Here is a 24,585-nt window from a genome sequence, read left to right as displayed (position 1 = left end):
GCGCTGGCATGTGATAACATGCCCGCCGAATGATAAAACGCAGGCGCAGAGGCAGCCTGCGTGGCGCTTGCGCTACCGCGTTGGCGCGATATACGTTTGAGGAACAGGATTGTGACATCACCCCTTACAGCATTGTCATCTCAGTTGGATGAGCTCATGTTGCGCGATAGGTTGCGCCTGCAACGCCGTTTACAGGGGGCGGCGAAAGTGCGTAACCCACAGGCGCAAGCCGCTATTGCGCAAGAACTCGGTGTAGACATCGCGGCGGCGCAAACCCGCGTTGCGCTGCGTAAGGCCAGTTGTCCCACCATCAGCTATCCGCCCGAACTGCCGGTAAGCCAGAAGCGTGACGAGATTTTGCGCGCGGTGCGCGATCACCAGGTGGTGATCGTTGCCGGTGAAACCGGCTCGGGTAAAACCACCCAGTTACCGAAAATCTGCCTGGAACTGGGACGCGGTGTCAGAGGCATGATCGGTCATACCCAGCCGCGCCGTCTGGCCGCGCGTGCCGTGGCCGATCGCATTGCCGCCGAATTGGACACGCCGCTGGGCGGCTGTGTCGGCTATAAAGTGCGCTTTAACGATCAGGTGGGGGAAACCTCACTGGTGAAGCTGATGACCGACGGTATCTTGCTGGCAGAGATTCAGCAAGATCGGTTATTGATGCAGTATGACACCATCATCATCGATGAGGCGCATGAACGCAGCCTGAACATCGATTTCATACTGGGCTATCTGCGCCAGCTGTTGCCTAAACGCCCCGATCTCAAGGTGATTATCACCTCGGCCACTATTGATCCCGAGCGCTTTTCACGCCATTTCGGCAATGCGCCGATCGTGGAAGTGTCAGGGCGTACCTATCCGGTGGAAGTGCGCTACCGTCCGGTGGTCGAAGAGGCGGATGACAGCGACCGCGATCAGCTACAGGCAATTTTCGACGCCGTCGATGAGCTGAGTCGCGAAGGGCCGGGGGATATTCTGGTGTTTATGAGCGGCGAGCGGGAGATCCGTGACACCGCCGATGCGCTCAATAAGCTGGACTTGCTGCACACTGAAGTGGTGCCGCTCTATGCGCGCTTATCCAATCAAGAACAGAACCGTGTTTTTCAATCCCATGCCGGGCGGCGCATTGTGCTGGCCACCAACGTGGCGGAAACCTCACTCACGGTGCCGGGTATCCGTTATGTGATTGACCCCGGCACGGCGCGCATCAGCCGCTACAGCTATCGCACCAAGGTTCAGCGCTTGCCGATCGAAGCCATTTCGCAGGCGTCGGCCAATCAGCGTAAAGGCCGCTGTGGCCGCGTGGCCGCCGGGGTTTGTATTCGGCTCTATTCGGAACCCGATTTTTTGTCGCGTCCTGAATTTACCGACCCGGAAATCTTGCGCACCAATCTGGCCTCGGTCATTTTGCAGATGACATCACTCGGGCTGGGCGATATTGCCGCTTTCCCGTTTGTCGAAGCGCCAGACAACCGCAACATTCAGGACGGTGTGCGCCTGCTGGAAGAGTTGGGGGCGATCGCTACGGCCGACAACGGTCACTACCGGTTGACACCTTCAGGGCGGCAGTTGGCGCAGTTGCCCATCGACCCGCGTCTGGCACGCATGGTGCTGGAAGCCAGCAAAACCCGCTGCGTGCGTGAAGTAATGGTAATTACTGCGGCGCTGTCGATTCAGGATCCGCGTGAACGTCCGCTGGACAAAAAGCAGGCGTCCGATGAAAAACACCGGCGCTTTGTCGATACCTCCTCCGATTTCCTCACGCTGGTCAACCTGTGGAACTACCTGCGTGAACAGCAGCAGGCACTCTCCTCCAGCCAGTTCCGTAAACAGTGCCGCAGTGACTATTTAAGCTACCTGCGGGTGCGTGAATGGCAGGATATTTACACCCAACTGCGCCAGGTGGTGAAAACGTTGGGCATTCCAGTCAACAGCGAACCGGCAGACTATCTCAGTGTACACAGCGCGTTGTTGACCGGCATGCTGTCCCATATCGGTCAGAAAGACGTCGAAAAGCAGGAATTTACCGGCGCGCGCAATGCACGCTTCGCACTGTTCCCCGGTTCAGCGCTGTTTAAAAAACCGCCGAAATGGGTGATGGTGGCGGAACTGGTGGAAACCAGTCGCTTGTGGGGGCGCATGGCAGCCCGCCTTGAACCGGAATGGATTGAACCGGTTGCGCAGCACCTGATTAAGCGCAGCTACAGCGAGCCGCACTGGGAAAAAGCGCAGGGCGTGGTGATGGCGCAGGAGAAAGTCACGCTGTTCGGCTTGCCGATTGTGGCGGCGCGCAAGGTTAACTACAGCCAGATTGATCCGGTGCTGGCGCGTGAACTGTTTATCCGCCATGCGCTGGTGGAAGGGGATTGGCAAACGCGGCACGCTTTCTTTCGCGCCAACCTAAAACTGCTGGCAGAAGTGGAGGATCTCGAGCACAAATCGCGGCGTCGCGACATTCTGGTCGATGACGACACGCTGTTTGCTTTTTACGATCAGCGCATCCCGCACGAGATTATCTCTGCCCGTCACTTTGATAACTGGTGGAAAGCCGCCAGCCGCGAAGATGCTGATCTGCTCAACTTTGAAAAGAGCATGTTGATCAAAGAGGGCGCGGAGAAGGTTAGTGCACTGGATTACCCCAATTTCTGGCATCAGGGGGCGATTAAACTGCGTTTATCCTACCAGTTCGAGCCCGGTGCCGATGCGGATGGTGTCACGGTGCATATTCCTCTGCCCATCCTCAATCAGGTGCGTGAAGACGGGTTTGAATGGCAGATTCCCGGCCTGCGTGAAGATTTGATTATCGCCCTGATCAAATCGCTGCCCAAACCGTTGCGACGCAATTTTGTGCCGGCGCCGAATTATGCTCAAGCGTTTCTCGGGCGCGCCACGCCGCTGGAGCGAGGTCTGCTGGAATCGCTGGAGCGTGAACTGCGCTTGATGACCGGCGTGACCGTGCCGCGTGAAGAGTGGCAATGGGAACAGGTGCCCGATCATCTGAAAATGACGTTTCGCGTGATCGATGAAAAAAATCATACGTTACGCGAAGGCAAAGATCTGGCGGTGCTGAAAACCCAGCTCAAAGAGAAAGTGCAGCAGACCTTGTCCGCCGTCGCCGACGATGGGCTGGAGCAGCAGGGACTGCATATTTGGAGCTTTGGCACCCTGCCGGAACGCTATGAACAGAAGCGCGGTGGTTACTCGGTGAAGGCTTATCCGGCATTGGTGGACGAAAAAGAGAGCGTCGCCATCCGGGTATTTGATACACCGGAACAGCAGCAGCACGCGATGCGCCACGGTCTGCGCCGCCTGCTGCTGCTCAATATCCCGTCCCCGATCAAATACCTGCATGAAAAGCTGCCGAACAAAGCCAAGCTCGGGCTCTATTTCAATCCCTACGGCAAAGTGCTGGATCTGATTGATGATTGCATCGCCTGCGGCGTTGATAAACTGGTGGTACAGGCGGGGGGCGTGGTATGGGAAGAAACCGCGTTCCAGCAGTTACATGAAAAGGTGCGCGCGGAGCTTAACGACACCGTTGTCGATATCGCCAGGCAGGTTGAGCAGATCCTGACTACCGTTTTCGCTATCAATAAACGGCTTAAAGGCCGGGTCGATATGGCGCTGGCGTTGGCGTTAAGCGATATCAAAGCGCAACTGAGTGGCTTGGTATACCGCGGGTTTGTCACCGATGTCGGCTGGCAGCGACTGCCCGATGTGTTGCGCTATTTGCAGGCGATTGAGCGTCGGCTGGAAAAATTGGCGCAGGATGTTCACCGTGATAGAGCACAAATGCTGAAGGTGGAACAGGTGCAGCAAGCCTGGCAGCAGTGGTGGCATAAGGTGCCTGAAGCGCAGCGCGATGATGACAACGTGAAAAACATCCGCTGGATGATTGAAGAACTACGTGTCAGCTATTTTGCCCAGCAGCTGGGTACCCCTTATCCGATTTCGGATAAACGGGTGCTGCAAGCCATGGAGCAGATTGTGTTGTAAGCGTCAGTGAGGCATTACGGTACACCGGCATGCGGGCGTAACGGAAAACGGTACGCCCGCTTTTTTTGCGCACGCTGTCTCAGGAAAAGGGCGGTTAGGGGGAGTGATGTAAACGATACGCGCTGGCGAGCACGCTGGGGTGCAAGATGAAAGCGGTTGCAGGTGATAAAACGACGGGGGTTACGACTTTATGCTGGCATCATGTAGCTCTAACCACTGTGCAAAATTGTCGGCCACCAGCGGGCGTGAGAAATAATAACCCTGGCCTTGATCGCAATTGTACTGCCCTAAATAGTGGAGTGTTTCCTCATCTTCAATGCCTTCCGCCAACACCAGATAATTCAATTTATGCAGCATCTCGATGGTGTGTTGCACGATAATGCGGCTGCTCTTATCGGTCTTCATATCCTTGATCAGGGATTTATCGAGCTTGATCACGTGGGCAGGGGTATTTTTCAGGTAGTTAAGATTGCTGTAACCGGTTCCAAAGTCATCCAGGGAGATCATGAAGCCCTGGTCTTTCAGTTTTTTAATGGTGGAGAGTGCGGCGGAGTTTTCGACAATTTTTTGTGTTTCAAGGCATTCAAATTCAATATCATGGATGCTGAGTTCATTGGTTCGTAGGATGCGTTGTAAACGTTCAATCAAATCTTCTTCGGCGAAGTTGGTGACGGTGACGTTGACTGAGACGGCGATATTAATGCCAGATTGCCGCCATTTTCTCACTTGCCGCGCCGCCTGCTGAATCACCCACTCCGTTAACGGGCGCATCAGGGTGGTATCTTCGGCCAGTGGAATAAATTGGTCCGGATAGATTTCACCGAATTCAGGGTGTCGCCAGCGGATCAACGCTTCAGCACCAATAACGCGCCGGGTTTTGATGTGCAATTTGGGTTGATACACCAGATACAGCCCCGGATGGCCGTGCTGCAAGGTATCCGATAAATCGTTAAGCAGCGTGAAGGCGCGCTTCTGGTACTCATCACTCTCTTTATGATACGCCATCAGCCGGGTGTTTTTCTTGAGTGCATCGTGAAGTGCGCTCAACGCCTCACGCAGAATGCGTTGCGGATCGTCAATCGGAATCTGAAATTCGGTGTAGCCGATAAAAATTTCCAGTTTCAATGGGATATGGCTGGTGATGCTCTGTTGAATGCGGTCGGCACACGACATCAGCGTACCCAGTACCTGCTCTTGTTGCTCTTTTTTGACCAGCAGTGCAAAACGACCCGCAGAAATGCTGTAGATGCTGGCTTGTCGGCTGATATTCAGCCGCAGGAACAGGCCGATATCCTTGAGTACGCTTTCCACGGTTGGCATCCCGAGTGAGCGCGCCATTTCATAGATATAGGTGAGATCGATACTGTCGAGCAGGATGAGCACGAAATCTTCAAAAATATCCGTGGACTGGCTGATGTCTTCGATAAGCCGCTGACGATTGGGCAACAAGGTCACGGCATCGATCAGGCCAATGGCGTTGCGGTATTCGATCAGCGCCATGGTAATCGACGCCAGCGTTTTTAAATCACGGCGCTGCATTTTCGAAAACGAACGCGCAACATAGTCGACCACGCTCAGGGTGCCGATGGCATAACCGGCTTTGGTAATCAGCGGGATACCGGCATAAAACCGGATATGGGGCTCACCGCTGACATACGGGCTGTTCTTAAAGCGGTCATCCTGCGAAGCATCGTTGCAGACCAGCAGTTCGTTGGTTTGCATGGTGTACTGATCGAGCGCGCCGACTTTACGCATCTCGTTGAGAACGAAATTATGTTTGGCTTTGATATGCAATGAATGGGTATCACTGACGGTGATCAGCGCGCTGGGCATATTCAATATCTTGCTGGACAACGTTGTGATTTGGCTAAGCACATTATCTTGAGAGGTATCCAGGTGAAACAATAACCTATCGAGCGCATGCATCCGCTGCTCCTCATCATGATTCAACTGTCTTAGCATTGATGACTCCATTTTTGCGCTATAAGAACACCTCATCTTAGCCTATTCAATAGGGGACAAACCTGTCATTAGGCACCGCTATTCATGATATTTCACAGGATAAAAAACCGGAGAAGTACCGCGTTTGCATTATCTGATGAAAACGAGAAGGGCGTAGTAAGGCGATTTTACATGAAACCGATCGCCTGGCTAGCGCTTGTATGCGCGGCGTTTAGCTTTACGCCGCGTTTGGCGATAAATTATTCTGAATCAGCAGCGTTTTTCATCGCATGGCGCGCCAGCGCCTTCAATTGACGCTGAATGGCGGAGAGGGCAACGGCATGATTGTCAGCGCGATCGCGTTCGCTGGCATCGGGTGCAGAGCTTTGAATGCCAATCAACTTCCAGCCTTGCAGCGTTTTCAGCATCAACGGTGAACCGCTATCGCCGGGTAAGGTGTCGCACTGGTGCGATAAAATCGCGGACGCGGCCCAACCGGTAATCACACAATCCTGATGACGATAGAGCGCTTCCTGATGGTCTTCGGGATAACCGGCCTGGGTGACTTTTGCTTGCTGTTGCGCCAGCGCGACATTCAGTTCTGACTGCGTGCCATTCCAGGTGGTTAACGGCGTGATACCCGCAGGCGTATCGCGTAGCCAAATCAGGGCATAGTCCAGCGGTGCCGCGGCGGGAGAAACGATCCACCCTTCGCCGTCGGGCTGCAATTTTTTGCGCAGCGCGCTATTGGTCACCGCTTCGATGGCGTGCGTTTCATACTGCCATTCGCCATTGACCGCAATAAAGCGCAGCGCAACCGGTTTATCGGGTTTTCCTGATGGCGGGACTAAGACGCAGTGGCCTGCGGTTAATGCCAGATGCGGAGCAATCAGCGTGGCGGTGCACAGATTGCCGCTGGCGGTCTCCAGTTGGCCAATGGCCTGCCAGGGCCAGGCGTTGGGTGTCGGCACCGGATCGCGATCGTCATGATTAAAGAACAGGATTTGCTGACGTTCCGCTTCAGAGGGGGATTGTTCAGCCCAGCCAGGGGCTGCGGGTAACGCTATCAAACAGAACAACCAAGCCAGTTTACGCATCAATAGGATTACCTTGCGGAAAAAGCGATATCTTTTTTACGTCACCCACTAACTATAGCCGGGTTTGCCAGCGTTGCGGGGGCGGGCGCGACCCTGAGTGCGTGAGTGCTCGTCATAAAAAGAACAGCAGCGTGATAAATCCGCACACCAGCACCAACGAAAACGCGATTTCAAATGAGTAGCGATGGAACATCATCAAGCACCCCATTAAACATACCGTGTGCGTATGGGCATACGGCGGCTACCGGGAGGCAACGGCTGGAATGCCTGTCATAAAAAAACACCCGATTCACCGGGTGTCAGACTCATTATCACTGCGTGAAACCGTTCGGTGTTGGAAGCGGAACGGTTCACGTTTTGTGGCTAACTCGTCCCTGCCGGAGCAGGGATCTTGAGACAAGAAGCGGTGATGCGATTACGCTGCGGTCGGAGCCGGTTTTTTAGCGGCTTTCTTCACGTGTTTTTTGGCAGCCTGCGCTTTCTGTGCAGCAGGTTTAGCGGCTTTCTTCACGTGTTTTTTGGCAGCCTGCGCTTTCTGTGCAGCAGGTTTAGTGGCTTTCTTCACGTGTTTTTTAGCAGCCTGCGCTTTTTGTGCAGCAGGTTTAGTGGCTTTCTTCACGTGTTTTTTAGCAGCCTGCGCTTTTTGTGCAGCAGGTTTAGCGGCTTTCTTCACGTGTTTCTTAGCGGCTTGCGCTTTCTGTGCAGCAGCCGGTTTGGCTTTTTTCACGTGCTTTTTAGCCGCTTGAGCCTGTTGTTCAGCCGGTTTAGCGGCTTTTTTCACCGTCTTCTTCGCATGTTCCTGAGCATGCGCAGCAGGTGTGGATGTTGGCGCTGCCGTGGTGTTCGCTGCAAACGCGACAGAGGAGAGACCCAGAGCTGCACCTGCGATCAACACTAATACTTTATTCATCATCAATTCCTCATTATTCCGTTCACATGTGGGCCCTGAAGCGGCCCGGTGAAAGAAGCATAAGAAAAAGCCCGTTGGGGGTCTGTGAGTCATTGGTATCGGTGTGTAACGCAATGTACACCCTCAGGACGGGAGTGCAGGGCGAACGGGGATATCGGTTTTAATCGGCCAGCAGAAACGGAAACGCGCGCCGCCCCATTCATTACTCTCTACCACGATGGTGCCGTCATACGCCTGCACGATGGCATAAACAATCGCGAGGCCAAGTCCACAGCCTCCGCTGCTGTTTTCCAACCCTGCCTCCAAACGGATAAACGGCTCAAACACATTTTCCCGATCTTCCTGAGCAATGCCGGGGCCATCGTCATCCACCTGAAGACAGGCCATTGGCCCAGCGCGCGATACGCTGACGGTAATGCGCGAGTGGCAGAAGCGCAGTGCGTTATTGACCAGATTATCCAGCACCCGCTCCATCAGGCGCATATCGAGATAGCCAATATCGGTATCGGGCGGCATCGATAGCTCAAATGTTTTATCCGCGTGCAGCATGCGCCACTCATCGATTTTGTTTTGCAGCCAAGCAGCAACATCAATCTGCGTCAGGTGGAGCGAGACCTGCGGACGATCGAGGCGAGCATAGGTCAGCAACTCGTCGATCAGGGCTTCCAATTGCCCAATGTCGCGGTTGAGCGCCGTTTGTTCCTCCTCACTCAGATTGTCGCTCATGGCGAGGCGATAACGCAGGCGTACTAGCGGGGTGCGTAATTCATGGGCAATGTTGTCAATCAGCCGTTTTTTACTGACGATCAGTTGATTCAGGTTATCGGCCATTTGGTTGAACGCGATACCCAGTCGCACCATGCTTGAGGTGTTGTCATAGTGCAGCCGTTCTTCAAGATGGCCTTCCCCCAATCGCTGCGCGGCATTTTCCAGCTTCAACATGGCCTGCCAATGCGGCCGCATCCACAAGAACACTGGCAGTGCCAGAGAAAGGCCTATCAGCATCACAAACAACAAATCCCATAGCCGCATCTCATGCAGGAAAAACAGATAAGGGATTGGCCCGACCGACAGCACGTAGTGAGAGCGCGGGATACGCTGGATAAAGGTGTATTGGTCTTCAATCGCGATAATTTCACCCTGATTCAACCGCTGCTGCGCTTTCGGCGATAAGCGGTATTTACTCAGCGGCTCAATGTTCAGCGTGAACGACAGGTTCAAATCCATCTCGTTGATGGTTTTATGCCATTCGCGCGGTGGGATGGTGCGCAGCTCATTGCGGATCAGATAGAGCGAGCTTTTCATCAGATCGTCCATTGACTGACGGCCTGCGCGCTCTGCGGTCATTTTGTAGACCAGGCCCACCAGCAGCGTCATCACCACGAAGCTGGCAAACAGTAACAGAAAAAACTGCACAAACAGTTTTCTCATGGTGTGGCGCTCTCCCAGGCGTTCGGCGCAAAAAGGTAACCTTTGTTGCGCACGGTCTTGATGCGGAACGGCTCCAGCGCATTGTCGTGCAGCTTTTTGCGCAGACGGGAAATGGCTACGTCAATACTGCGATCCATGCCGTCATAACTGACACCGCGCAGATTTTTAAGCAACAGATCCCGGTCCATGGTGTGCCCGGCATGGGTCGCCAACTGCCACAGCAAATCGAAATCGGCGGTGGAGAGCACAATATTCTCTTCCGCCAGCGTCACTTCGCGGTTAACCGGATCGATACACAGCAAGCCAAAGTGCAGCGTTTTGTGCACCTGAACCTGCGCCTGCACCGAGGGCGCTTCGGGCGCGGCCTGCGTGGCTGGCTGCGTTGAATACTGGCGCAGATGGAGTCGCAGGCGGGCCAGCAGCACGGCGGGTGGCGTGGTTTTCAAAATATAATCATCTGCGCCCATTTCCAGCGCCAAAATGTGGTTCATGTCGCTGTCAAGGGAGGTCAACAGCACAATCGGGCCGCTGTACAAGGGGCGCAATTCGCGGCAGATGGTCATACCGTCTTTGCCCGGCAGCATCACATCTAACAGCACCAGATCGGGGTTTTGCTGCGCGATGAAGTCGAGCGCTTTATCGCCGCGCGGCTCCAGATGAACATCTATGTCATGTTTTCCCAGATAAGCCGCAATCAGTTTGCCCACTTCAGGGTCATCTTCCACAAAGGCAATCTTATGCATAGTCACCGTAGCTATTGTTGCTCTATCGTCAGCCTGCCGTGTGGCAAACCGTTTTTCGTCTTGCGTTAGCATAGCGCCCACACATTGGCGGCGCCAGCAGTGAAGCGTAAAAGGGTATAACGCGCAGATACCGGATTTCATTGCAATATCGTGAACTTGATAACGTGCTCGCGCTGTCAAATCACTCACGCTCGTGACAATATAGGGGGGTAACCCGTGAGCCTGGTAAAACAGGGCAGATGTATTATCGACGCTTGATGAAAGGTGATTGACGTACAAGTGACGCGATGAACCCACTGGCGAACAGGAGAGAAGGACATGGGAGATAACCCAGAGTCTGTGTGTTCCAATGAGGCGTTAAGTATTGATTACGCTGAGTATTTGGCAGCGCTGTGTAATAAACGCTGGCGTTTTATTGATGCCATGTATGGCGTGTTGCCGATTATCGGAATGGTGACGAAATCTGCGTCGACCCGTCAGGTTGCCCCGCAAGAGCAAATGAAAATGCTGGCAATGCAGGTGCTTTCCACCCAGGTCAACGATGAAACCAACCTGACGCGACTGATCGCGCTGGCACAGCAACAGAAACTGACCGCACTGAATATTGTGCTGCCGTATCCGCTGACGTCACAACAGTTGGTGACGATCCGCGAAGCCTGCGCGGCGTCGACAACGGTGTCGCAGCGCAATGAATGCCTGAACGTCCAGATTACACCGGTCTAGGCCGCTTGCGCGGCCCCATTGTCAGTCCGATTAATCGATAGACTCCGTTGCTTCCAACGCTTGCGCCAGCGTGGGGTAAAACGTGCGGCGTCCCGCGATGGGATGCACATTGGCGCGCGCCAAGGTTTTCAGCGGTTGGAACGGAATATCGGTTATCAATAGCTGCTTGTCAGCGGGCAAGGCATCGCTGAAACGCAAGAACGCATTCAGTCCTCCTGCATCCAGAATCGGCACCGCGTCCCATTGCAGAATGATGGTCTGATAATTCTCGCTGCGTTGCAGGATATCGTTGAAAATGCGCTCTGCGGCGGCGAAAAACAGCGGACCGTTAACCCGCAGCACCAGTCGCGTCGGCGACGAGGTTTCAGGCCGTTCGCTGAGCCGGGTCATCTGGGCAATGCGGCGCATAAACAGCAGCGATGCCAGCACAATCCCCACCGTAATCGCAATCACCATATCAAACAGCACGGTCAGTGACATGCAAAGCAGCATGACAATGATGTCATCTTTGGGGCCGTGACGCAGCAAATCCACCACTTTATGGGCTTCGCTCATGTTCCAGGCGACGATCAGCAGCAGCGCGGCCATGGCTGCCAGCGGCAGATAAGAGAGCCAGGGGGCCAGCACCAACAGCGCCAGCAGCACTAACAGCGCGTGCACCACCGCCGAGACGGGGGAGGTTGCCCCGGCGCGTACGTTGGCGGCGGAGCGCGCGATAGCCGCGGTGGCGGTAATGCCGCCAAAGAACGGTGCTACCAGGTTACCAAAGCCTTGCCCCATCAATTCGGCGTTGGAGTTGTGTTTTTTACCGGTCATACCGTCCAGCACCACCGCACACAGCAGGGATTCGATAGCGCCGAGCATCGCCATGGAAAATGCCGCAGGCAGCAGGGCGGAAATGCTCTGCCAATTGAGCGTCATGGCCGGTTCACCGGCGGCGGAAACGTTCCACGGCAGCACCCACTGCGGCAGAATGGGCGGAATACCCTGACCCTGCGAGCCATCAGCCAGCATATAGCTAAAGCGTGAACCGATGGTGGCGACATCGTGGCCCATCAGCGACATGATACCCATCACAGCAACGCCCGCCAGCAGCGCAGGCAAATGGCCCGGCAAGCGGATGCCCAGTTTCGGCCAAAAAACAAGCACCGCCAGCGTTGTCAGGCCAATCAGCGTGTCAGCCAGCGTCAGGGTGGGGAACGCCTGTGCCAGCGCTATCACTTTTTCGATATAGTGCTCTGGCACGATGGTCAGGTGCAGACCAAACAGGTCTTTAATCTGCATGGTGGCAATGGTGATACCGATACCGGAGGTAAACCCCAAGGTGACTGACAGCGGAATATATTCAATCAGTCGCCCAAAGCGGCAGACGCCCATCAACACCAGAAACACCCCGGAAAGCAGCGTAGCTACCAACAGCCCAGACAGGCCAAACTGCTGCGAAACCGGGTAAAGGATCACCACGAAGGCCGCCGTTGGGCCGGAAACGCTGTAGCGTGACCCTCCGGTTACCGCGATAACAATCCCGGCAATCGCCGAGGTGTAAAGTCCGTACTGCGGTGGAACACCGCTGGCAATCGCCAGCGCCATTGCCAGTGGAATGGCGATAATCCCTACGGTAACGCCCGCGATAATGTCGTGAACCAAACGTTGTGCGGTATATTTTTCGCGCCAACAGGCGGCGATCAGCGCACTAAAGGGTGTAACCCCGCTTACTCCATGCGTTTTCATCTTATGTCAGACCAAAAAAGGACAAAAAAATGGCGGGCAGTTGGCCCGTCGTCGATAAGTGAAGTGTAGGATACGCCTGTTGAGCGGGGAGTGTTACGACTTACATCAAAATGCAGGGTGCCCTGACGCAAAATCAGGGCTTTCCCGTAGGATTACAGCATGATTGTCATCAAATAGGCGGCAAACAGGGCTAAGTGTGCGCTGCCGTTCAACACATTGGTCCTGCCCGTTGAGAACGAAATATGACACAGCATCAACACCGAGACCATGACGACGATGCTTGGCATTTCCAGACCAAAATTCAGCGTATTGCCCGTTAAGCTGGCAATCACGGTGACTGCTGGCACGGTCAGTGAAATGGTGGCGAGCACCGATCCGAAGAACAGGTTCATCGCACGCTGCACCTGATTACGCAGCACCGCTTTGATAGCGCCCAGTCCCTCGGGCGAGAGAATAAGCAGAGCCACCAGGAAGCCGGTGAATTGCTCTGGAGCATTCATGCGCGTCAGCAGCGCGTTGAGCGGCGCGGAGTCCATTTTGGTGATGCTGATCACCGCCACCAGATGAACCAGCAACCAGGCCGTGTGCCACAGCGAACTGTGCGCAGAGGGTTTACCATGGTGCGGGTCGCCGTCATCACTTTCATCTTCATGTTCGTAGATAAACAGGCTCTGGTGCGTGCGCGTTTGGATCAGGAGAAATACGCCATACATTGCGGCGGAAATAAGGGCGACAATCAGCGCTTGCCCGGTGGTGAAGTTACCGCCCGGCAGTGAGGTGGGGAACACCAGTACGATAATCGCCAGCGGGAAAATGGCCATCAGGTACTGTTTGATACCGATCAAATTGACGTGCTGCGTGGCAAATTTCCGACCGCCCAGCAGTAAGGCAAACCCGACCAGGCCGCCGCTGACGATCATGATGATGGAGTACAGCGTATCACGCATCAGGTCAGGACCGGCATCGCCTGTAGCCATCAGCGCAGAGATCAGGCTCACTTCAAGGATAACGACGGAGAGACTGAGGATCAGCGACCCGTAGGGTTCGCCCAGTCGGTGGGCCAACACGTCAGCATGGCGCACTACGCTAAAGGCGCTGGCGAGGATGCCCACCAGCGCAATAAAGTTGATACCAAGGACCGCAATCAGATTTTGCGCATCGCTCCATTGCAACAAGATAAACAGCGCGATAATGGGGAAGATCAGGGAATATTCGTGGTGACGCGTTTTGATCACCTCAGTGTGCGACTTCATGGCAGGCGGTTCCTTATCAAAAGTATTGAATCTCACTGGCAGTGCCGCACGCCTTATTGTTCTCTTCACTCATGCCAGGCGGGTAGCGACGGCAATCCATGTGCAAGGGTGTGACGTTGCGGAAAAAGTGGCTTAGAGATAGTTATAGCCTAAAAAACAAAAGCAGATTAGCAGAATGCGCGCAGCAGGCGGGAGATTTTAAGTAATTTTACATTCTTGGTGATGAAAAAAAGGCAAGCGGGGAGAATCTGGCAGTTTTCTCCCCACTGTATTGATGTAGCTAGTGAATTTTAGTCCACTCAGTCATCTGGGTTATCCATAACATCGTGGCGTTTCTGGTGGTAATCCTCTTCGTTTAACCCTTCACGCCAGTATGGCACGGCGTAGAGCTGATTTCTCTCAACCTTGAGTTCTCTGCGTACGTAACGGCGCAGTTGCACCACGATGCGGTCTTCGCCCGCCAGCCAGAAAAAGGCGGTGCTGGCGTCAACGTCACGCGTCACGGCATGGAACTGTTGCAGCAACGTCTCGGTGCTGGCGGTCGAGCCGACCACCCAATGCACGCTGAGACCGCTAGGGGCGGCCAGTGTCAAACGATCGGCCTCGCTGTCGATGCGAATAACCGCATGGCCGGTGGCATCGGGGGGCAGCGCGCCGAGCAGCGCCGCAATGGCGGGCAACGAAGAGGGGTCGCCTGCCAGATAGTAGGCGCTGGACGCAGGCAGCATCGGGTGCGGACCACCCGGTTGGCTAATGCCTACGCTGTCACCGGGCTGTGCGTTGCGGGCAAAGGTCACGGCGGGGCCGCCGTGGTCGTGCAGGGCAAAGGCAACATCCACTTCACCCAACTCGGGCCGGAATGCATAAACCGTGTAGGTGCGCACGATGGGGCGCGCCTCACCTTCCGGCCACTGCGGACCGCGTTCTCCCAATGTGGGCAACGTCGGCGCACTCTGGCCGGGACGAGCCAAAAACAGTTTGATATGCGCGGCATGTCGTTCGACTGCCGGGTAGTCGCGCAGGGTGTCGCTGTGAAAGGTGATGCAGCGTAAATGCGGTGAGAGATCGCTAATGCGTTTGACCTGAATTAATCGGGGTTGGGCTGGGCGAATACCTGTCGGATGAGCCATTAAATTTCTCCATCATTCAGCCGATATCATTATTGATTTGATGGACAACATCATAGCATGTTGATGATAGTGATTATCATTTTAGTGACAGGCAAAAAGCACGCGTGGCTAAAAACGCACTGTTCAACATTTTTTCTTACGGTTTCAGCGTTACATTAACCCTTTGTGATTAAGATCAAGCTTGATTGCCACACAAAGAATGCATATTCTGGAATGAGTTGCAGAAATTTTAAGCAGTTACGCTGTTTTTGTCGGAAAGAAAGTACCGCTTATTGTTAAGTTTTTGGCTGTTGGGGGTTTTAAGGTATTGTTAACACGCGATTTTTTACAAAAGGCTGATTGTGGTACGTCTTTTGGTTGTATCGAAGAAAACTTGCTGCTCACGCCTTCGCAGCGAGCGGACTCCCTGAACCAGACGCTATCGCGTCGTCCTGATAGCCCCGTGTGGGTCTTTGGTTACGGCTCACTGATGTGGAATCCGGTGTTTACGCCGGAGGAAGCCCGTTTAGCCACACTTCCCGGCTGGCAGCGTGCGTTTTGCCTGCGCCTTACCGCAGGACGCGGCACGGCAACGCAACCTGGGCGTATGCTGGCATTAACGCCCGGTGGGAAAACGACGGGAATGGCATTTCGCTTACCGGAAGTTTCCTTGCGTGAAGATCTGGAACTGCTCTGGAAACGCGAGATGATAACCGGTTGCTACCGTCCGGAATGGTGCGATCTGCACTGTCAAAACGGCGAGATACTCACGGCGTTGGTGTTTGTTTCGCAAGAGCAGCATCCGCTGATTGAAGCGGATACCTGCATACACCGCGTCGCGCCTCTGATTGCCAAAGCCAGCGGTCCGCTGGGCACCAACGCACAGTATCTGTTTGCACTGGAGGACGCGCTCAAAAAACACGGCATGGCCGATGACTGTTTAACGGCGCTGGCGCAGCGGGTGCGAGAGCTTCAGGAACAGGCGAAGCAGGCACATCCCCAGCAGGGTGACTGGTGGGGCGTTTAGCTTCGTCAATCAACATCACATCGCGTCGCCATTGACCGCAAAAAACCAGCCAATGGCGACCAAACGGATTACCAGCCTACGCCAAGGCCCAGCGTATACATGGTATCGTCCACATCCCCTTGATTACTTTCGATGCGGGTACGCACCACGCGCATACTCAATGAGGACCAGTCGGTCAACTTGAAGCGCAAGCCGCCTTCCGCTTTCAAATAGATGGGTGCAGTACCATCCAATGAACGCCCAACTTCACCGTTGGTGAAGGCTTCAATGGTTTTGCTATACAAATAACGGTTGTAGGCCCATTTCAGACCGGCAGAGTAGAAGTTATCTTCTTTGCCTTCCGCTTCGTTTTGGTAGGTAAAGGTTTGGCTGTTGATCAGCGACGTCAGTGAGAACGCGCCTAAATCATTGTCCCAGAATTGGTAACCGGGACCAAGACCGAACGAGCGGTTAACCTTGATGTTTTCGATCCAGTCGCGTTTGTAATAGTAACGAGACTGGACGAACCATTGCTCATCCAGGAATTTATCCAGTGCGTATTCACCGGAGGCATTCTTGGTGCTGCGCACATCATTCTCGGTGGCTTCGTGGTAGGTGCCATCCACGTTGTGACGCCAGGTGCCGTGACGCATCCGGGTATCGAGGGTGACATCGTAGTTTTCTGTCTCGGTAGAGCTCTTCTTGTGCGACATCCCTGCGTCGATGTTGCCTTTCCAGGAGAAGTCAGTGACCAGCGGTTTAGCGGTAACGATGGATTTGATGTTGGTCAGCGCCAGCGTTTGTTCACCTTGACCTGCACCGGCAGGCGCGCCGACGACGGAACGGGTTTCACCCGCTTTCAGGCTCGGATACAGCACGCCATTTTCATAGCGCTCGCCCTGAATAACCAACCCGTGGTCGGATTGAAAGGTTTTGACCTGATCCCAGGCGACAGAAACGGAGCCTGCATAATCCGTGGTGACAAACAGTTTGCCGCCGTCAAGCAGCGTAATTTTCCCGGTAATTTTGTCCCCGTTGTTGAGCCAGACCGTATCGGCGTGGCTTGCAGATGTGCCAGCCGTTGCCAAAGCAAAGGCCAACCCCAGGGAAGATAATGCGCGTTTAGTATGTGTCATTTTTTGGGAGATAATACAGTGGAAGTTGTTGATGAATAATGCTGCCAATGGCGCTGGCTAAAGCAGTTGGGCCGTTAATTTCGGCACTGCAAACAGTAACAGGAAATGTGATCTGGCTCTACAATAAATCATCAATTCGTTAGAATCTAAATTGTTATAAAACATATCAATGATGATTAAGCGCTATAACGAGAACAAAATCACATTTCAATCGGCGTGCTATCCCCTCTGCGCCGTCCGGTGGTGCGCAGAGGGGGAGACATCACGCTGTTTGTTGCGGCTTGCGCAGGTTTCTCTCAGGACGCGCTTTGCGCGGCAGGAAACGTGTTGTGAGAAATTGGCGTACCCGCGTCACGATTTGCTCCTGGAACAGTAAGCAGATAACCACGGTTGCCAGCAGGAAGATGCCGTAGCCGGGCAGTGAAAGCTGTACGTTCCCGGCGGCCACGGCGCACTGCTCCCAATCGCTAAAGCAGGTCATGGGATCGCCGCGTACTAGCTGCTCCAGCGTTCGGAACAGGTTGAACAGCGGAACATGTAACGCAAAAATAGAGAGTGATGCCGCACCCAATCGCGGTGACCAATGGCGCAGCCAGTGGCTGTCCGGATCGCGTGCCAGCGCGCTCAGACACACCAATCCCACCTGAGCGGGCAGCAGCAGACCGTTGTGCAACAAGAAATACCAGTAGGCTTCGCCGTTAGTGAACAGCCAGGCACCCGCGATGAAGTTCAGCACAATGAACGCGACAACCCCGGTGCGTTGGCCGCTGGTGAGTGGCATTCTGGCGCGATCGCGGTAATGGCGGAACAGCGCATAGCCCAAAATCCCTGCTAAAAATTCCGGCAAACGGAAAATAGGTCCGCGTTGCAGCAAACCGGTGTAGGGCATACCAAACTGTTGCTTCCAAATAATCCAGGCCGGCGGTATCAAATAAAGCAGACAAATAATGCCAAGCCAAATCCAGGGGTGGCGGCTGTTGAGTAAGCGTGGGCCCAACGCAGGAAACAGCAAATAGAAGAAAAACAGCGTTGAGAGCGACCACAGCGGGGCATTGAACGTCAGAAAATAGGGGTTCCATGCTTGCAGCATAAACACTTGCAGCAGGCTATTGAACAGCAATTGCGCGTTGGTCATGTAATGGCGCAGGCTTTCCGGATCGACATTCGGCTCGTTGGTGTCATAAATGACAAAGCGTGCGCTGGCGACCTGACCTTCCGGCGGCACCGCCAGCCATTGCATCAGGGTGACCACGGCGATAGACGCCAGCAGCGCCATGATATGGATGGGATAGAGCGTGAACAGCCGTTTGGCCCAAAAATGGCGGGCGGGTTCGCGCAGTTGCCCACCGCGAATATAAACGTGGGCCAGCAGGAAACCGGAAAGCACAAAAAAGGTGCTGGTGGCGAAAAAACCCATGCTGGTCAGTTCACTTAAAAAAGGCACACGTTTTATCTGGGGATACATATGTGCAGTGTGATAGATCATCACATAGCAGCCGAGCAGAAAACGCAGCCATTCCAGTCCGATAAAGCGTTCTGTACGCGGTTTAACCATGATTATCCCTCTGGGCCGAGCAGCGATGCGCGTTGCGCCAGAAGGCGTCGCACATCATGGCTGTGGCAAATGGCAAAAAATGACTCTTAATGTGAGTTTAGCGAAGTAACTGCCGGGAATAAGTAGGATTATGACGATAATCCCCGATATTGTTTAGGAATGGTTTAATATTCATGATGTTATTTAACCAACTGAAAAGAAACGTAAAGTTTCTTAAGGATGATGGGCTTTCATATGTTATCGGCATTCAGGTTTTTCGGTGAAGGAAATTCGCTCTCACACATCAATGATAGTAACGTTTATGGGGTCCTGACATCTCACAGGACAGCGCTAAGCCGCCTGACAATCAAGGAGTAACAATGTTAACCGTGGATTTTTACTTGGTCGATGCGTTCACGCAGCACACGTTTGGTGGCAATGCGGCAGCGGTATGCCCATTGGCAGCCTGGTTGCCGGATGAACGCCTGTTGCAGATGGCGCGCCAGCACAACCAATCGGAAACGGCCTTTTTTGTGCCGAGCGAGCAGGGATATGCGTTACGGTGGTTCACTACGCAGGGCGAAATCAACCTGTGTGGACATGCCACCCTGGCAGCAGCGCATGTGATTTTCACCGCCATTGGGCATGCGGGAGACACCATCCGTTTCTCGACCCGGTTCGTCGGGGAACTGACGGTCACGCGCAGTGACGCAGGCTTGACGCTGGATTTCCCCGCCTGGCAGGCGGAGCCGGTCACGCCGCCATCGCTGCTGTTGCACTGTTTGGGGATCGAAAAAGCCGTAGAGGTGCGCGCGGCGCGCGATTATCTGGTGGTGTTGGAAAACCAGCAGCAGGTAGAGGCGTTAACACCAGATATTCACGCCATGAAGCCCCTGGGCAAAATGGTGTGTGTGACGGCGCCTGGAGACGACTATGATTTTGTCAGTCGCTTTTTCTGCCCGGGAGAAGCCGTTGCCGAAGATCCGGTCACGGGCTCGGCGCACAGCATGCTGATCCCCTACTGGCACGATCGTTTGGGAAAAACCGCGATGCGTGCACGCCAGGTTTCCGCACGTGGCGGCGATTTGCATTGCCAATGGCAAGGCGATCGGGTGCTGATTAGCGGCCAGGCTATCACCTATTCGGAAGGCAAAATCTTCTTGCGATAACCGCCAACGCGGCGCCGCCGGGATGTCGCTTACGACGGCTCCCGGCGATTAAAATATTTTCTCTTGCAGCACCCATACTGCCGCTTCCACACGCGATTTCAGCTTCATTTTTTTCAGCAGATGCTTAACGTGCACCTTCACGGTACTTTCCGTGATGGAGAGTTTGCGTGCAATCACCTTATTGGCAAGCCCTTGTGCCAGCAGTTTCAGAATATCGCGCTCACGGGGCGTCAACTGCTGAATGCTGCGATCGCTACCCTGACGATTTTCACGCAGGCTGGCGGCGAGGATCGGCATCAGGGTTTCGCTAAGCACCATCTTTCCCGATGCGGCCTGATGCAACGACGCCAACAGATCTTCCGGTTCCATGTCTTTGAGCAGGTAGCCGTCCGCACCGTTTTTCAACGCGCTCACCACGTCATCTTCATGATCGGAAACGCTAAACACCACCACGCGGCCAGAGAGCGCCTTTTCTCGCAAACGCACCAGCGTTTCCAATCCATTCATGCCGGGCATGTTCAGATCCAGCAAAATCAGATCCGGGTCCAACTCTGCTGCCAATATCACCCCTTGTTCCCCGTCGCTGGCTTCACCCACCACGCACAAACCGGGCACCATGCTGAGCAGCTGTTTTACGCCATTGCGCAACATCGGGTGATCGTCAATCAATAAAAGGGTCGCGCTATCGTCATTTGTCACTTCATTCGTCATGGTGTTCTCCTGTTAATTCTGGGCGGTAGCGGTTTTCTGCGTCAAACGTGACCTTCACCTGTGTTCCGCCATCCTGATGGCGCGCAATGACGCACTCTCCGTGCAGGCTGTGCGCGCGGTCGCGCATGATAATCAAACCGTAATGATTGGCGCGCTGGCTATCCTGAACGATGCCGATGCCGTTATCCCGCACGGTCAATTCGATACGTTTTTCGCGCCGCACCAGCGTAATGTCCACCTCGCTGGCCTGCGCGTGTTTGTAGATATTGCTGAGCGCCTCACGCACAATTTGCAGGACATGAATCCCCTGATGGGCCGATACCGCTTGCGGTGGCAATTGATAATGCAAACGCAGGGGGAATCCCAACCGTTTTTCATATTCTTCAACGGTGGCGCGCAGCGCGGCCAACAGGCCGGATTCGTTGAGCTGAAGTCGAAAGGTGGTCAACAGCTCGCGCAGTTGACGGTAGGCGGTGTTCAGCTCTTCGCGCATCTCGGTCAACTGACTGCGTACCTCATCCGACAGATTTCCGCCTTGCATCTGAATGCAACTGACGTGAATTTTCAGGCAGGAGAGCGATTGGGCTAGTGAATCATGCAATTCACGCGCGATTGCCGCACGCTCTTCCATCAGTATCAACTGCTGCTGGTGCTCAGATTGGCGTTCGAGCGCCAATGTGCTGGTGAGTTGGCCCAACAGGGTATTCAACAACTGCTGTTGATCGGGGCTCAGTTCGCACTCACTGGCACGCGTGGCCAGCACCATGCCGTATTGATGGTGTTGATCGTGTAACGTCCAAAATACCGGCTCGCCGCTGGCGGTATTCGCGCTGCTGTATAAACCACAGCTTTGGCAGTTGGTGTCAGGACAGCTTGCCGCATCGTAAGGCGTTTGGTGACTAAACTGGTGAAACTGCTCCTGATTATTACTCTCATAGAGCCGCAGTTGGATATTTTTCAGCGGGGTTAAGGCGGGCAGCTCGTTGAGAATAGGCATCACCCGACTGCACAGCGGCGCATTGGTATGCAACCGACGGCTGGCGCGGTACAGGAAGGAAAGGGTATCGTTTTTCTGACGCAGACGGGTGGTCTGTTCCGCGACGCGTTGTTCCAACTGGTGGTAGATGGCAGAAAGTTCGTCCGACATGCTGTTCAGCGCTTGCGCCAGCGTGCTCATTTCATCTTTGCCGGAGAGGCTGACACGTTCGCTGAAATCACCGTGGCCGATGGCCTGTGCCATGGCGACCAGTTTACGCAGCGGCGTCAGCAAACGGTGGCGCAAATAGAGAATGGTTGCCAGCAGCACCATGCCCATTAGCGCGATAAACAGGCGTTGGATTTTGGTGACCAGCGCGATGCGCTCTTCGGTGCTGTGATCGATGGCGGACACCAGTGCGTCCAACTGCGCAACAAAGGCGGCGACATCGCTGGCGGCTTCGTCGGGTCGCGATGCCTGCTGTAACTGAGGACGAAGTTGGGTTTGCCAGAACGCGCGCAATTCAGAAAACGGTTCGCTTAACCCTTCGCGACGCACCGCCTGTTGCAAATCGCTGTTGGCCTCATCGCGTTCGAGATCGTCCAGATAAATGTGGTTGCTGTTGGATAACGGCACCATGGAGAGCAGGCGATAGCTCTGCATGCGCAAGGAGCCCGCTTTATTGATGGCGTGCGCATTCCCTTGAATGTTCTGTGACATCCAACTGGATATGGCCATGCCCGCAATGCCGAGGAGTCCGAGTAACAGCATCAGCATCGCTACCTGATGTGTCAGTGACAGCGGCAGCAAAAGGCGTTTAACCATGAGAACTCCACGTCGCCATCCTTCGCTCACATTGTTGTTCAACGAATGTCCTGTTTTTGCGCGTGTGCGTTGTGGCTGAATAGCGCGGCAACGCTAACGGTATCTGATAGGTCTGCATTCTTCACCATCCTTTGATATAACCCTATACCCCTTAATAAGTACCCACAAATATCCATCGCGGATCATGGCTGGGAGTAGTTGAGGTTAATGCCGCGTTAACGGGCTGAATTCGCGGTTTTTATTTTTTAACTCAGGGTTACTCACAAGGGGGTGGGTGGCGTTGGTAGGGCGTTTTTTACCTGACAGCGCGTTGATTCATATCAATTTTATTTACACTGGCATCCCTCATGTTGCGCCCTGAATACCCTGTTATTTCCTCAGGGTTATATACCGAGTTTTTACTCACTGAGGTTTTTATGACGCAGCCTACAACAACAAAAAATGATCCTACGAGAAAGCCGCTTAACGCGACCATTGGGGAGTGGTATCCGGAAGATCCCGATTTCTGGCAACGGCACGGTCAGCGCATCGCCACCCGTAACCTGTGGATTTCCATCCCGTGCTTATTGCTCTCTTTCTGTGTCTGGATGCTGTTTAGCACCGTGGCCGTTAACCTGAATAAAGTGGGTTTTCACTTCTCGACAGATCAACTGTTTTTATTAACCGCGTTGCCCTCGGTGTCCGGTGCGCTGCTGCGCGTACCGTACTCCTTTGTCATCCCCCTTTTTGGTGGGCGGCGTTGGACCACGCTGAGTACCTCGATTCTGGTGATCCCGTGTCTGTGGCTGGGGTTTGTGGTGCAGGATACGCAAACGCCGTATCACACCTTTGTCATCATCTCGTTGCTGTGCGGTTTTGCCGGGGCCAATTTTGCTTCCAGCATGGCAAATATCAGTTTCTTTTTCCCCAAAGCCAGACAGGGCGGTGCGCTGGGGCTAAATGGCGGGTTGGGCAATCTCGGCGTCAGCGTGATGCAAATTCTGGTGCCGTTGGTTATCTTCTTGCCCTTACTCGGCTCCGCCGGTGGCGTAGCGCAGGCTGATGGCAGTACCGTGTGGTTGTACCGTGCCGCCTGGATTTGGGTGCCCTTCCTGCTGGTAGCATCGCTGGCGGCCTGGTTTGGCATGAACGATCTGAGCACCACCAAAGCCTCAATCAGTCAGCAGTTGCCGGTGCTCAAGCGCTTGCACTTGTGGGTACTCAGCTTTCTTTATCTCTCCACGTTTGGCTCGTTTATCGGGTTCTCCGCAGGGTTTGCCATGCTCGCCAAAACGCAATTTCCCGATATCGTGATTCTGCACTACGCGTTCTTTGGCCCGTTACTCGGGGCATTGGCGCGACCGGTAGGGGGAATGCTGTCCGACCGTTTCGGCGGCGTGCGCGTCACGCTGATCAACTTTATCCTGATGACGATATTCTCGATATTGCTCTATCTGTCGCTGGCTGCTGATGGTCATGCGGGCAGCTTCGCCGTGTTCTTTGGGCTGTTTATGCTGCTGTTCCTCACCGCCGGGTTGGGCAGTGGATCGACCTTCCAGATGATTGCTGTGATTTTCCGACGTTTGACCGCAGAGCGCGTTAAAGCGCGCGGTGGCAGCGATGACGATGCGCTGCGTGAAGCGGCGACGGACTCCGCTGCCGCGCTTGGCTTTATCTCTGCCATTGGCGCTATCGGCGGATTCTTTATCCCCAAAGCGTTCGGGACGTCGCTCGAACTGACCGGTTCACCGGCAGGGGCGATAAAAGTGTTTATCCTGTGTTATGTGGTGTGCGTGTTGGTCACCTGGCTGTTTTATGGGCGTAAAACAGCGCGCTAGCCGCTAACCTGATGGTGGGCTACCCGCCGCGTCCGTCATTCCCGCGAAAGCGGGAATCTCGCACAGAAGAAACGCGTTCATTCTGACAGAGATCCCCGGCTTTCGCCGAGGATGACGAGGAATAGAGCCGGGGATGATGAAGCGTAAAGTGAATTTTCAGCAACCTCGCGCGGCGCACATTTGCGCCGCGTTTTGCGTTCTATCCACCTCTCACCACTCTACCTACCTCCAAATAGTCACGAGTGGAAATCATTGTTATCCCTTTGGGTATAAAGGTTATTAATATCTATATTTTTCATATGGATATCAGTTTTTATTTTCGTAATCCCTTGGTGGTATTTCACTCGGCGTTGCCGTTTGGCACCCCGGAGGAGCTTGATCGGTATCAATTTCGAACCCGCCTCAGGTCGTTACCCTAGCGCCAATTGGAGCAATGTGCCGTAGGCAACACACCGTATCGGCTACGCGCATTCA

17 protein-coding genes are annotated in these 24,585 nt (G+C 54.3%); 5 read left to right on the top strand and 12 right to left on the bottom strand.

Features of this window, described 5'->3' with window-relative positions; translation table 11 throughout:
• Nucleotides 1-111: 111 nt before the first annotated feature.
• Nucleotides 112-3,999 (top strand): ATP-dependent RNA helicase HrpA, encoded by a 3,888-nt coding sequence (gene hrpA, locus J5067_RS05545; RefSeq protein ID WP_264650632.1) that lies wholly within the window; start codon nt 112-114, stop codon nt 3,997-3,999.
• A 180-nt stretch (nt 4,000-4,179) separates the two neighbouring features.
• On the opposite strand, the gene J5067_RS05540 is transcribed toward hrpA, so the two are convergent.
• The 5 genes from J5067_RS05540 to rstA form a co-directional block, all read right to left on the bottom strand.
• Entirely contained in the window at nt 4,180-5,961 is a 1,782-nt protein-coding gene (locus J5067_RS05540; RefSeq protein WP_264642882.1) for a sensor domain-containing phosphodiesterase, read from the bottom strand.
• Nucleotides 5,962-6,200: 239 nt separating this feature from the next.
• Entirely contained in the window at nt 6,201-7,037 is an 837-nt protein-coding gene (locus tag J5067_RS05535; RefSeq protein WP_264642881.1) for a serine protease, read from the bottom strand.
• Nucleotides 7,038-7,452: 415 nt separating this feature from the next.
• Nucleotides 7,453-7,947, bottom strand: a complete 495-nt coding sequence (gene asr, locus J5067_RS05530) for an acid resistance repetitive basic protein Asr (RefSeq protein WP_264643735.1) — start codon at nt 7,945-7,947, stop codon at nt 7,453-7,455.
• A gap of 123 nt (nt 7,948-8,070) precedes the next feature.
• Nucleotides 8,071-9,378 (bottom strand): two-component system sensor histidine kinase RstB, encoded by a 1,308-nt coding sequence (gene rstB / locus J5067_RS05525; protein ID WP_264642880.1) that lies wholly within the window; start codon nt 9,376-9,378, stop codon nt 8,071-8,073.
• Nucleotides 9,375-10,121 carry a two-component system response regulator RstA gene (rstA, locus tag J5067_RS05520; protein ID WP_264643734.1) on the bottom strand — a complete coding sequence of 249 codons (747 nt, stop codon included), beginning with the start codon at nt 10,119-10,121 and terminating at the stop codon, nt 9,375-9,377. Before rstA ends, rstB begins: the two co-directional genes overlap by 4 nt.
• 318 nt (nt 10,122-10,439) lie before the next feature.
• Between rstA and J5067_RS05515 the strand changes: the two genes are divergently transcribed.
• On the top strand, nt 10,440-10,844 hold the full coding sequence (locus tag J5067_RS05515; protein WP_264642879.1) for a hypothetical protein: 405 nt from the start codon (nt 10,440-10,442) through the stop codon (nt 10,842-10,844).
• Nucleotides 10,845-10,874: 30 nt separating this feature from the next.
• Here J5067_RS05515 and dauA read toward each other — a convergent pair whose 3' ends face one another.
• From dauA to J5067_RS05500, 3 genes are all read right to left on the bottom strand, one after another.
• Entirely contained in the window at nt 10,875-12,575 is a 1,701-nt protein-coding gene (dauA, locus tag J5067_RS05510) for a C4-dicarboxylic acid transporter DauA (protein ID WP_264642878.1), read from the bottom strand.
• A gap of 152 nt (nt 12,576-12,727) precedes the next feature.
• On the bottom strand, nt 12,728-13,828 hold the full coding sequence (chaA, locus tag J5067_RS05505; RefSeq protein ID WP_264650631.1) for a sodium-potassium/proton antiporter ChaA: 1,101 nt from the start codon (nt 13,826-13,828) through the stop codon (nt 12,728-12,730).
• Between the two features lie 299 nt (nt 13,829-14,127).
• The gene (locus J5067_RS05500) at nt 14,128-14,958 is read right to left on the bottom strand and encodes a siderophore-interacting protein (protein WP_264642876.1); all 831 of its coding nucleotides are present in this window, start codon (nt 14,956-14,958) and stop codon (nt 14,128-14,130) included.
• Nucleotides 14,959-15,265: 307 nt separating this feature from the next.
• On the opposite strand from J5067_RS05500, the gene J5067_RS05495 reads away from it, so the two are divergent.
• Nucleotides 15,266-15,964, top strand: coding sequence for a gamma-glutamylcyclotransferase (locus tag J5067_RS05495; RefSeq protein WP_264642875.1), 699 nt, complete (start codon nt 15,266-15,268; stop codon nt 15,962-15,964).
• A gap of 68 nt (nt 15,965-16,032) precedes the next feature.
• On the opposite strand, the gene J5067_RS05490 is transcribed toward J5067_RS05495, so the two are convergent.
• Nucleotides 16,033-17,079, bottom strand: coding sequence for a DUF481 domain-containing protein (locus tag J5067_RS05490; RefSeq protein WP_264650630.1), 1,047 nt, complete (start codon nt 17,077-17,079; stop codon nt 16,033-16,035).
• Between the two features lie 262 nt (nt 17,080-17,341).
• On the bottom strand, nt 17,342-18,634 hold the full coding sequence (locus J5067_RS05485) for an acyltransferase (RefSeq protein ID WP_264642873.1): 1,293 nt from the start codon (nt 18,632-18,634) through the stop codon (nt 17,342-17,344).
• A 359-nt stretch (nt 18,635-18,993) separates the two neighbouring features.
• On the opposite strand from J5067_RS05485, the gene J5067_RS05480 reads away from it, so the two are divergent.
• The gene (locus J5067_RS05480; RefSeq protein ID WP_264650629.1) at nt 18,994-19,782 is read left to right on the top strand and encodes a PhzF family phenazine biosynthesis protein; all 789 of its coding nucleotides are present in this window, start codon (nt 18,994-18,996) and stop codon (nt 19,780-19,782) included.
• Between the two features lie 48 nt (nt 19,783-19,830).
• Here J5067_RS05480 and narL read toward each other — a convergent pair whose 3' ends face one another.
• On the bottom strand, nt 19,831-20,481 hold the full coding sequence (gene narL / locus J5067_RS05475; RefSeq protein WP_264650846.1) for a two-component system response regulator NarL: 651 nt from the start codon (nt 20,479-20,481) through the stop codon (nt 19,831-19,833).
• 1 nt (nt 20,482) lies between these two features.
• The gene (narX, locus tag J5067_RS05470; protein WP_264650628.1) at nt 20,483-22,294 is read right to left on the bottom strand and encodes a nitrate/nitrite two-component system sensor histidine kinase NarX; all 1,812 of its coding nucleotides are present in this window, start codon (nt 22,292-22,294) and stop codon (nt 20,483-20,485) included.
• A gap of 416 nt (nt 22,295-22,710) precedes the next feature.
• Between narX and J5067_RS05465 the strand changes: the two genes are divergently transcribed.
• Complete coding sequence (locus J5067_RS05465; RefSeq protein WP_264650627.1) at nt 22,711-24,111, top strand: NarK family nitrate/nitrite MFS transporter; 1,401 nt, start codon at nt 22,711-22,713, stop codon at nt 24,109-24,111.
• The last annotated feature ends 474 nt before the right edge of the window (nt 24,112-24,585 follow it).

Source organism: Candidatus Symbiopectobacterium sp. NZEC151, assembly GCF_025962655.1.
Taxonomy (GTDB): domain Bacteria; phylum Pseudomonadota; class Gammaproteobacteria; order Enterobacterales; family Enterobacteriaceae; genus Symbiopectobacterium.
This window is presented reverse-complemented; position numbering and strand designations above follow the sequence as displayed.

What these genes read in the sequence shown, in the direction of transcription:
- J5067_RS05540 (WP_264642882.1), bottom strand. Translation starts at nt 5,961, where the DNA reads ATGCTAAGACAGTTGAATCATGATGAGGAGCAGCGGATGCATGCGCTC.
- J5067_RS05535 (WP_264642881.1), bottom strand. Translation starts at nt 7,037, where the DNA reads ATGCGTAAACTGGCTTGGTTGTTCTGTTTGATAGCGTTACCCGCAGCC.
- asr (WP_264643735.1), bottom strand. Translation starts at nt 7,947, where the DNA reads ATGAATAAAGTATTAGTGTTGATCGCAGGTGCAGCTCTGGGTCTCTCC.
- rstB (WP_264642880.1), bottom strand. Translation starts at nt 9,378, where the DNA reads ATGAGAAAACTGTTTGTGCAGTTTTTTCTGTTACTGTTTGCCAGCTTC.
- rstA (WP_264643734.1), bottom strand. Translation starts at nt 10,121, where the DNA reads ATGCATAAGATTGCCTTTGTGGAAGATGACCCTGAAGTGGGCAAACTG.
- J5067_RS05515 (WP_264642879.1), top strand. Translation starts at nt 10,440, where the DNA reads ATGGGAGATAACCCAGAGTCTGTGTGTTCCAATGAGGCGTTAAGTATT.
- dauA (WP_264642878.1), bottom strand. Translation starts at nt 12,575, where the DNA reads ATGAAAACGCATGGAGTAAGCGGGGTTACACCCTTTAGTGCGCTGATC.
- chaA (WP_264650631.1), bottom strand. Translation starts at nt 13,828, where the DNA reads ATGAAGTCGCACACTGAGGTGATCAAAACGCGTCACCACGAATATTCC.
- J5067_RS05500 (WP_264642876.1), bottom strand. Translation starts at nt 14,958, where the DNA reads ATGGCTCATCCGACAGGTATTCGCCCAGCCCAACCCCGATTAATTCAG.
- J5067_RS05490 (WP_264650630.1), bottom strand. Translation starts at nt 17,079, where the DNA reads ATGACACATACTAAACGCGCATTATCTTCCCTGGGGTTGGCCTTTGCT.
- J5067_RS05485 (WP_264642873.1), bottom strand. Translation starts at nt 18,634, where the DNA reads ATGGTTAAACCGCGTACAGAACGCTTTATCGGACTGGAATGGCTGCGT.
- J5067_RS05480 (WP_264650629.1), top strand. Translation starts at nt 18,994, where the DNA reads ATGTTAACCGTGGATTTTTACTTGGTCGATGCGTTCACGCAGCACACG.
- narX (WP_264650628.1), bottom strand. Translation starts at nt 22,294, where the DNA reads ATGGTTAAACGCCTTTTGCTGCCGCTGTCACTGACACATCAGGTAGCG.
- J5067_RS05465 (WP_264650627.1), top strand. Translation starts at nt 22,711, where the DNA reads ATGACGCAGCCTACAACAACAAAAAATGATCCTACGAGAAAGCCGCTT.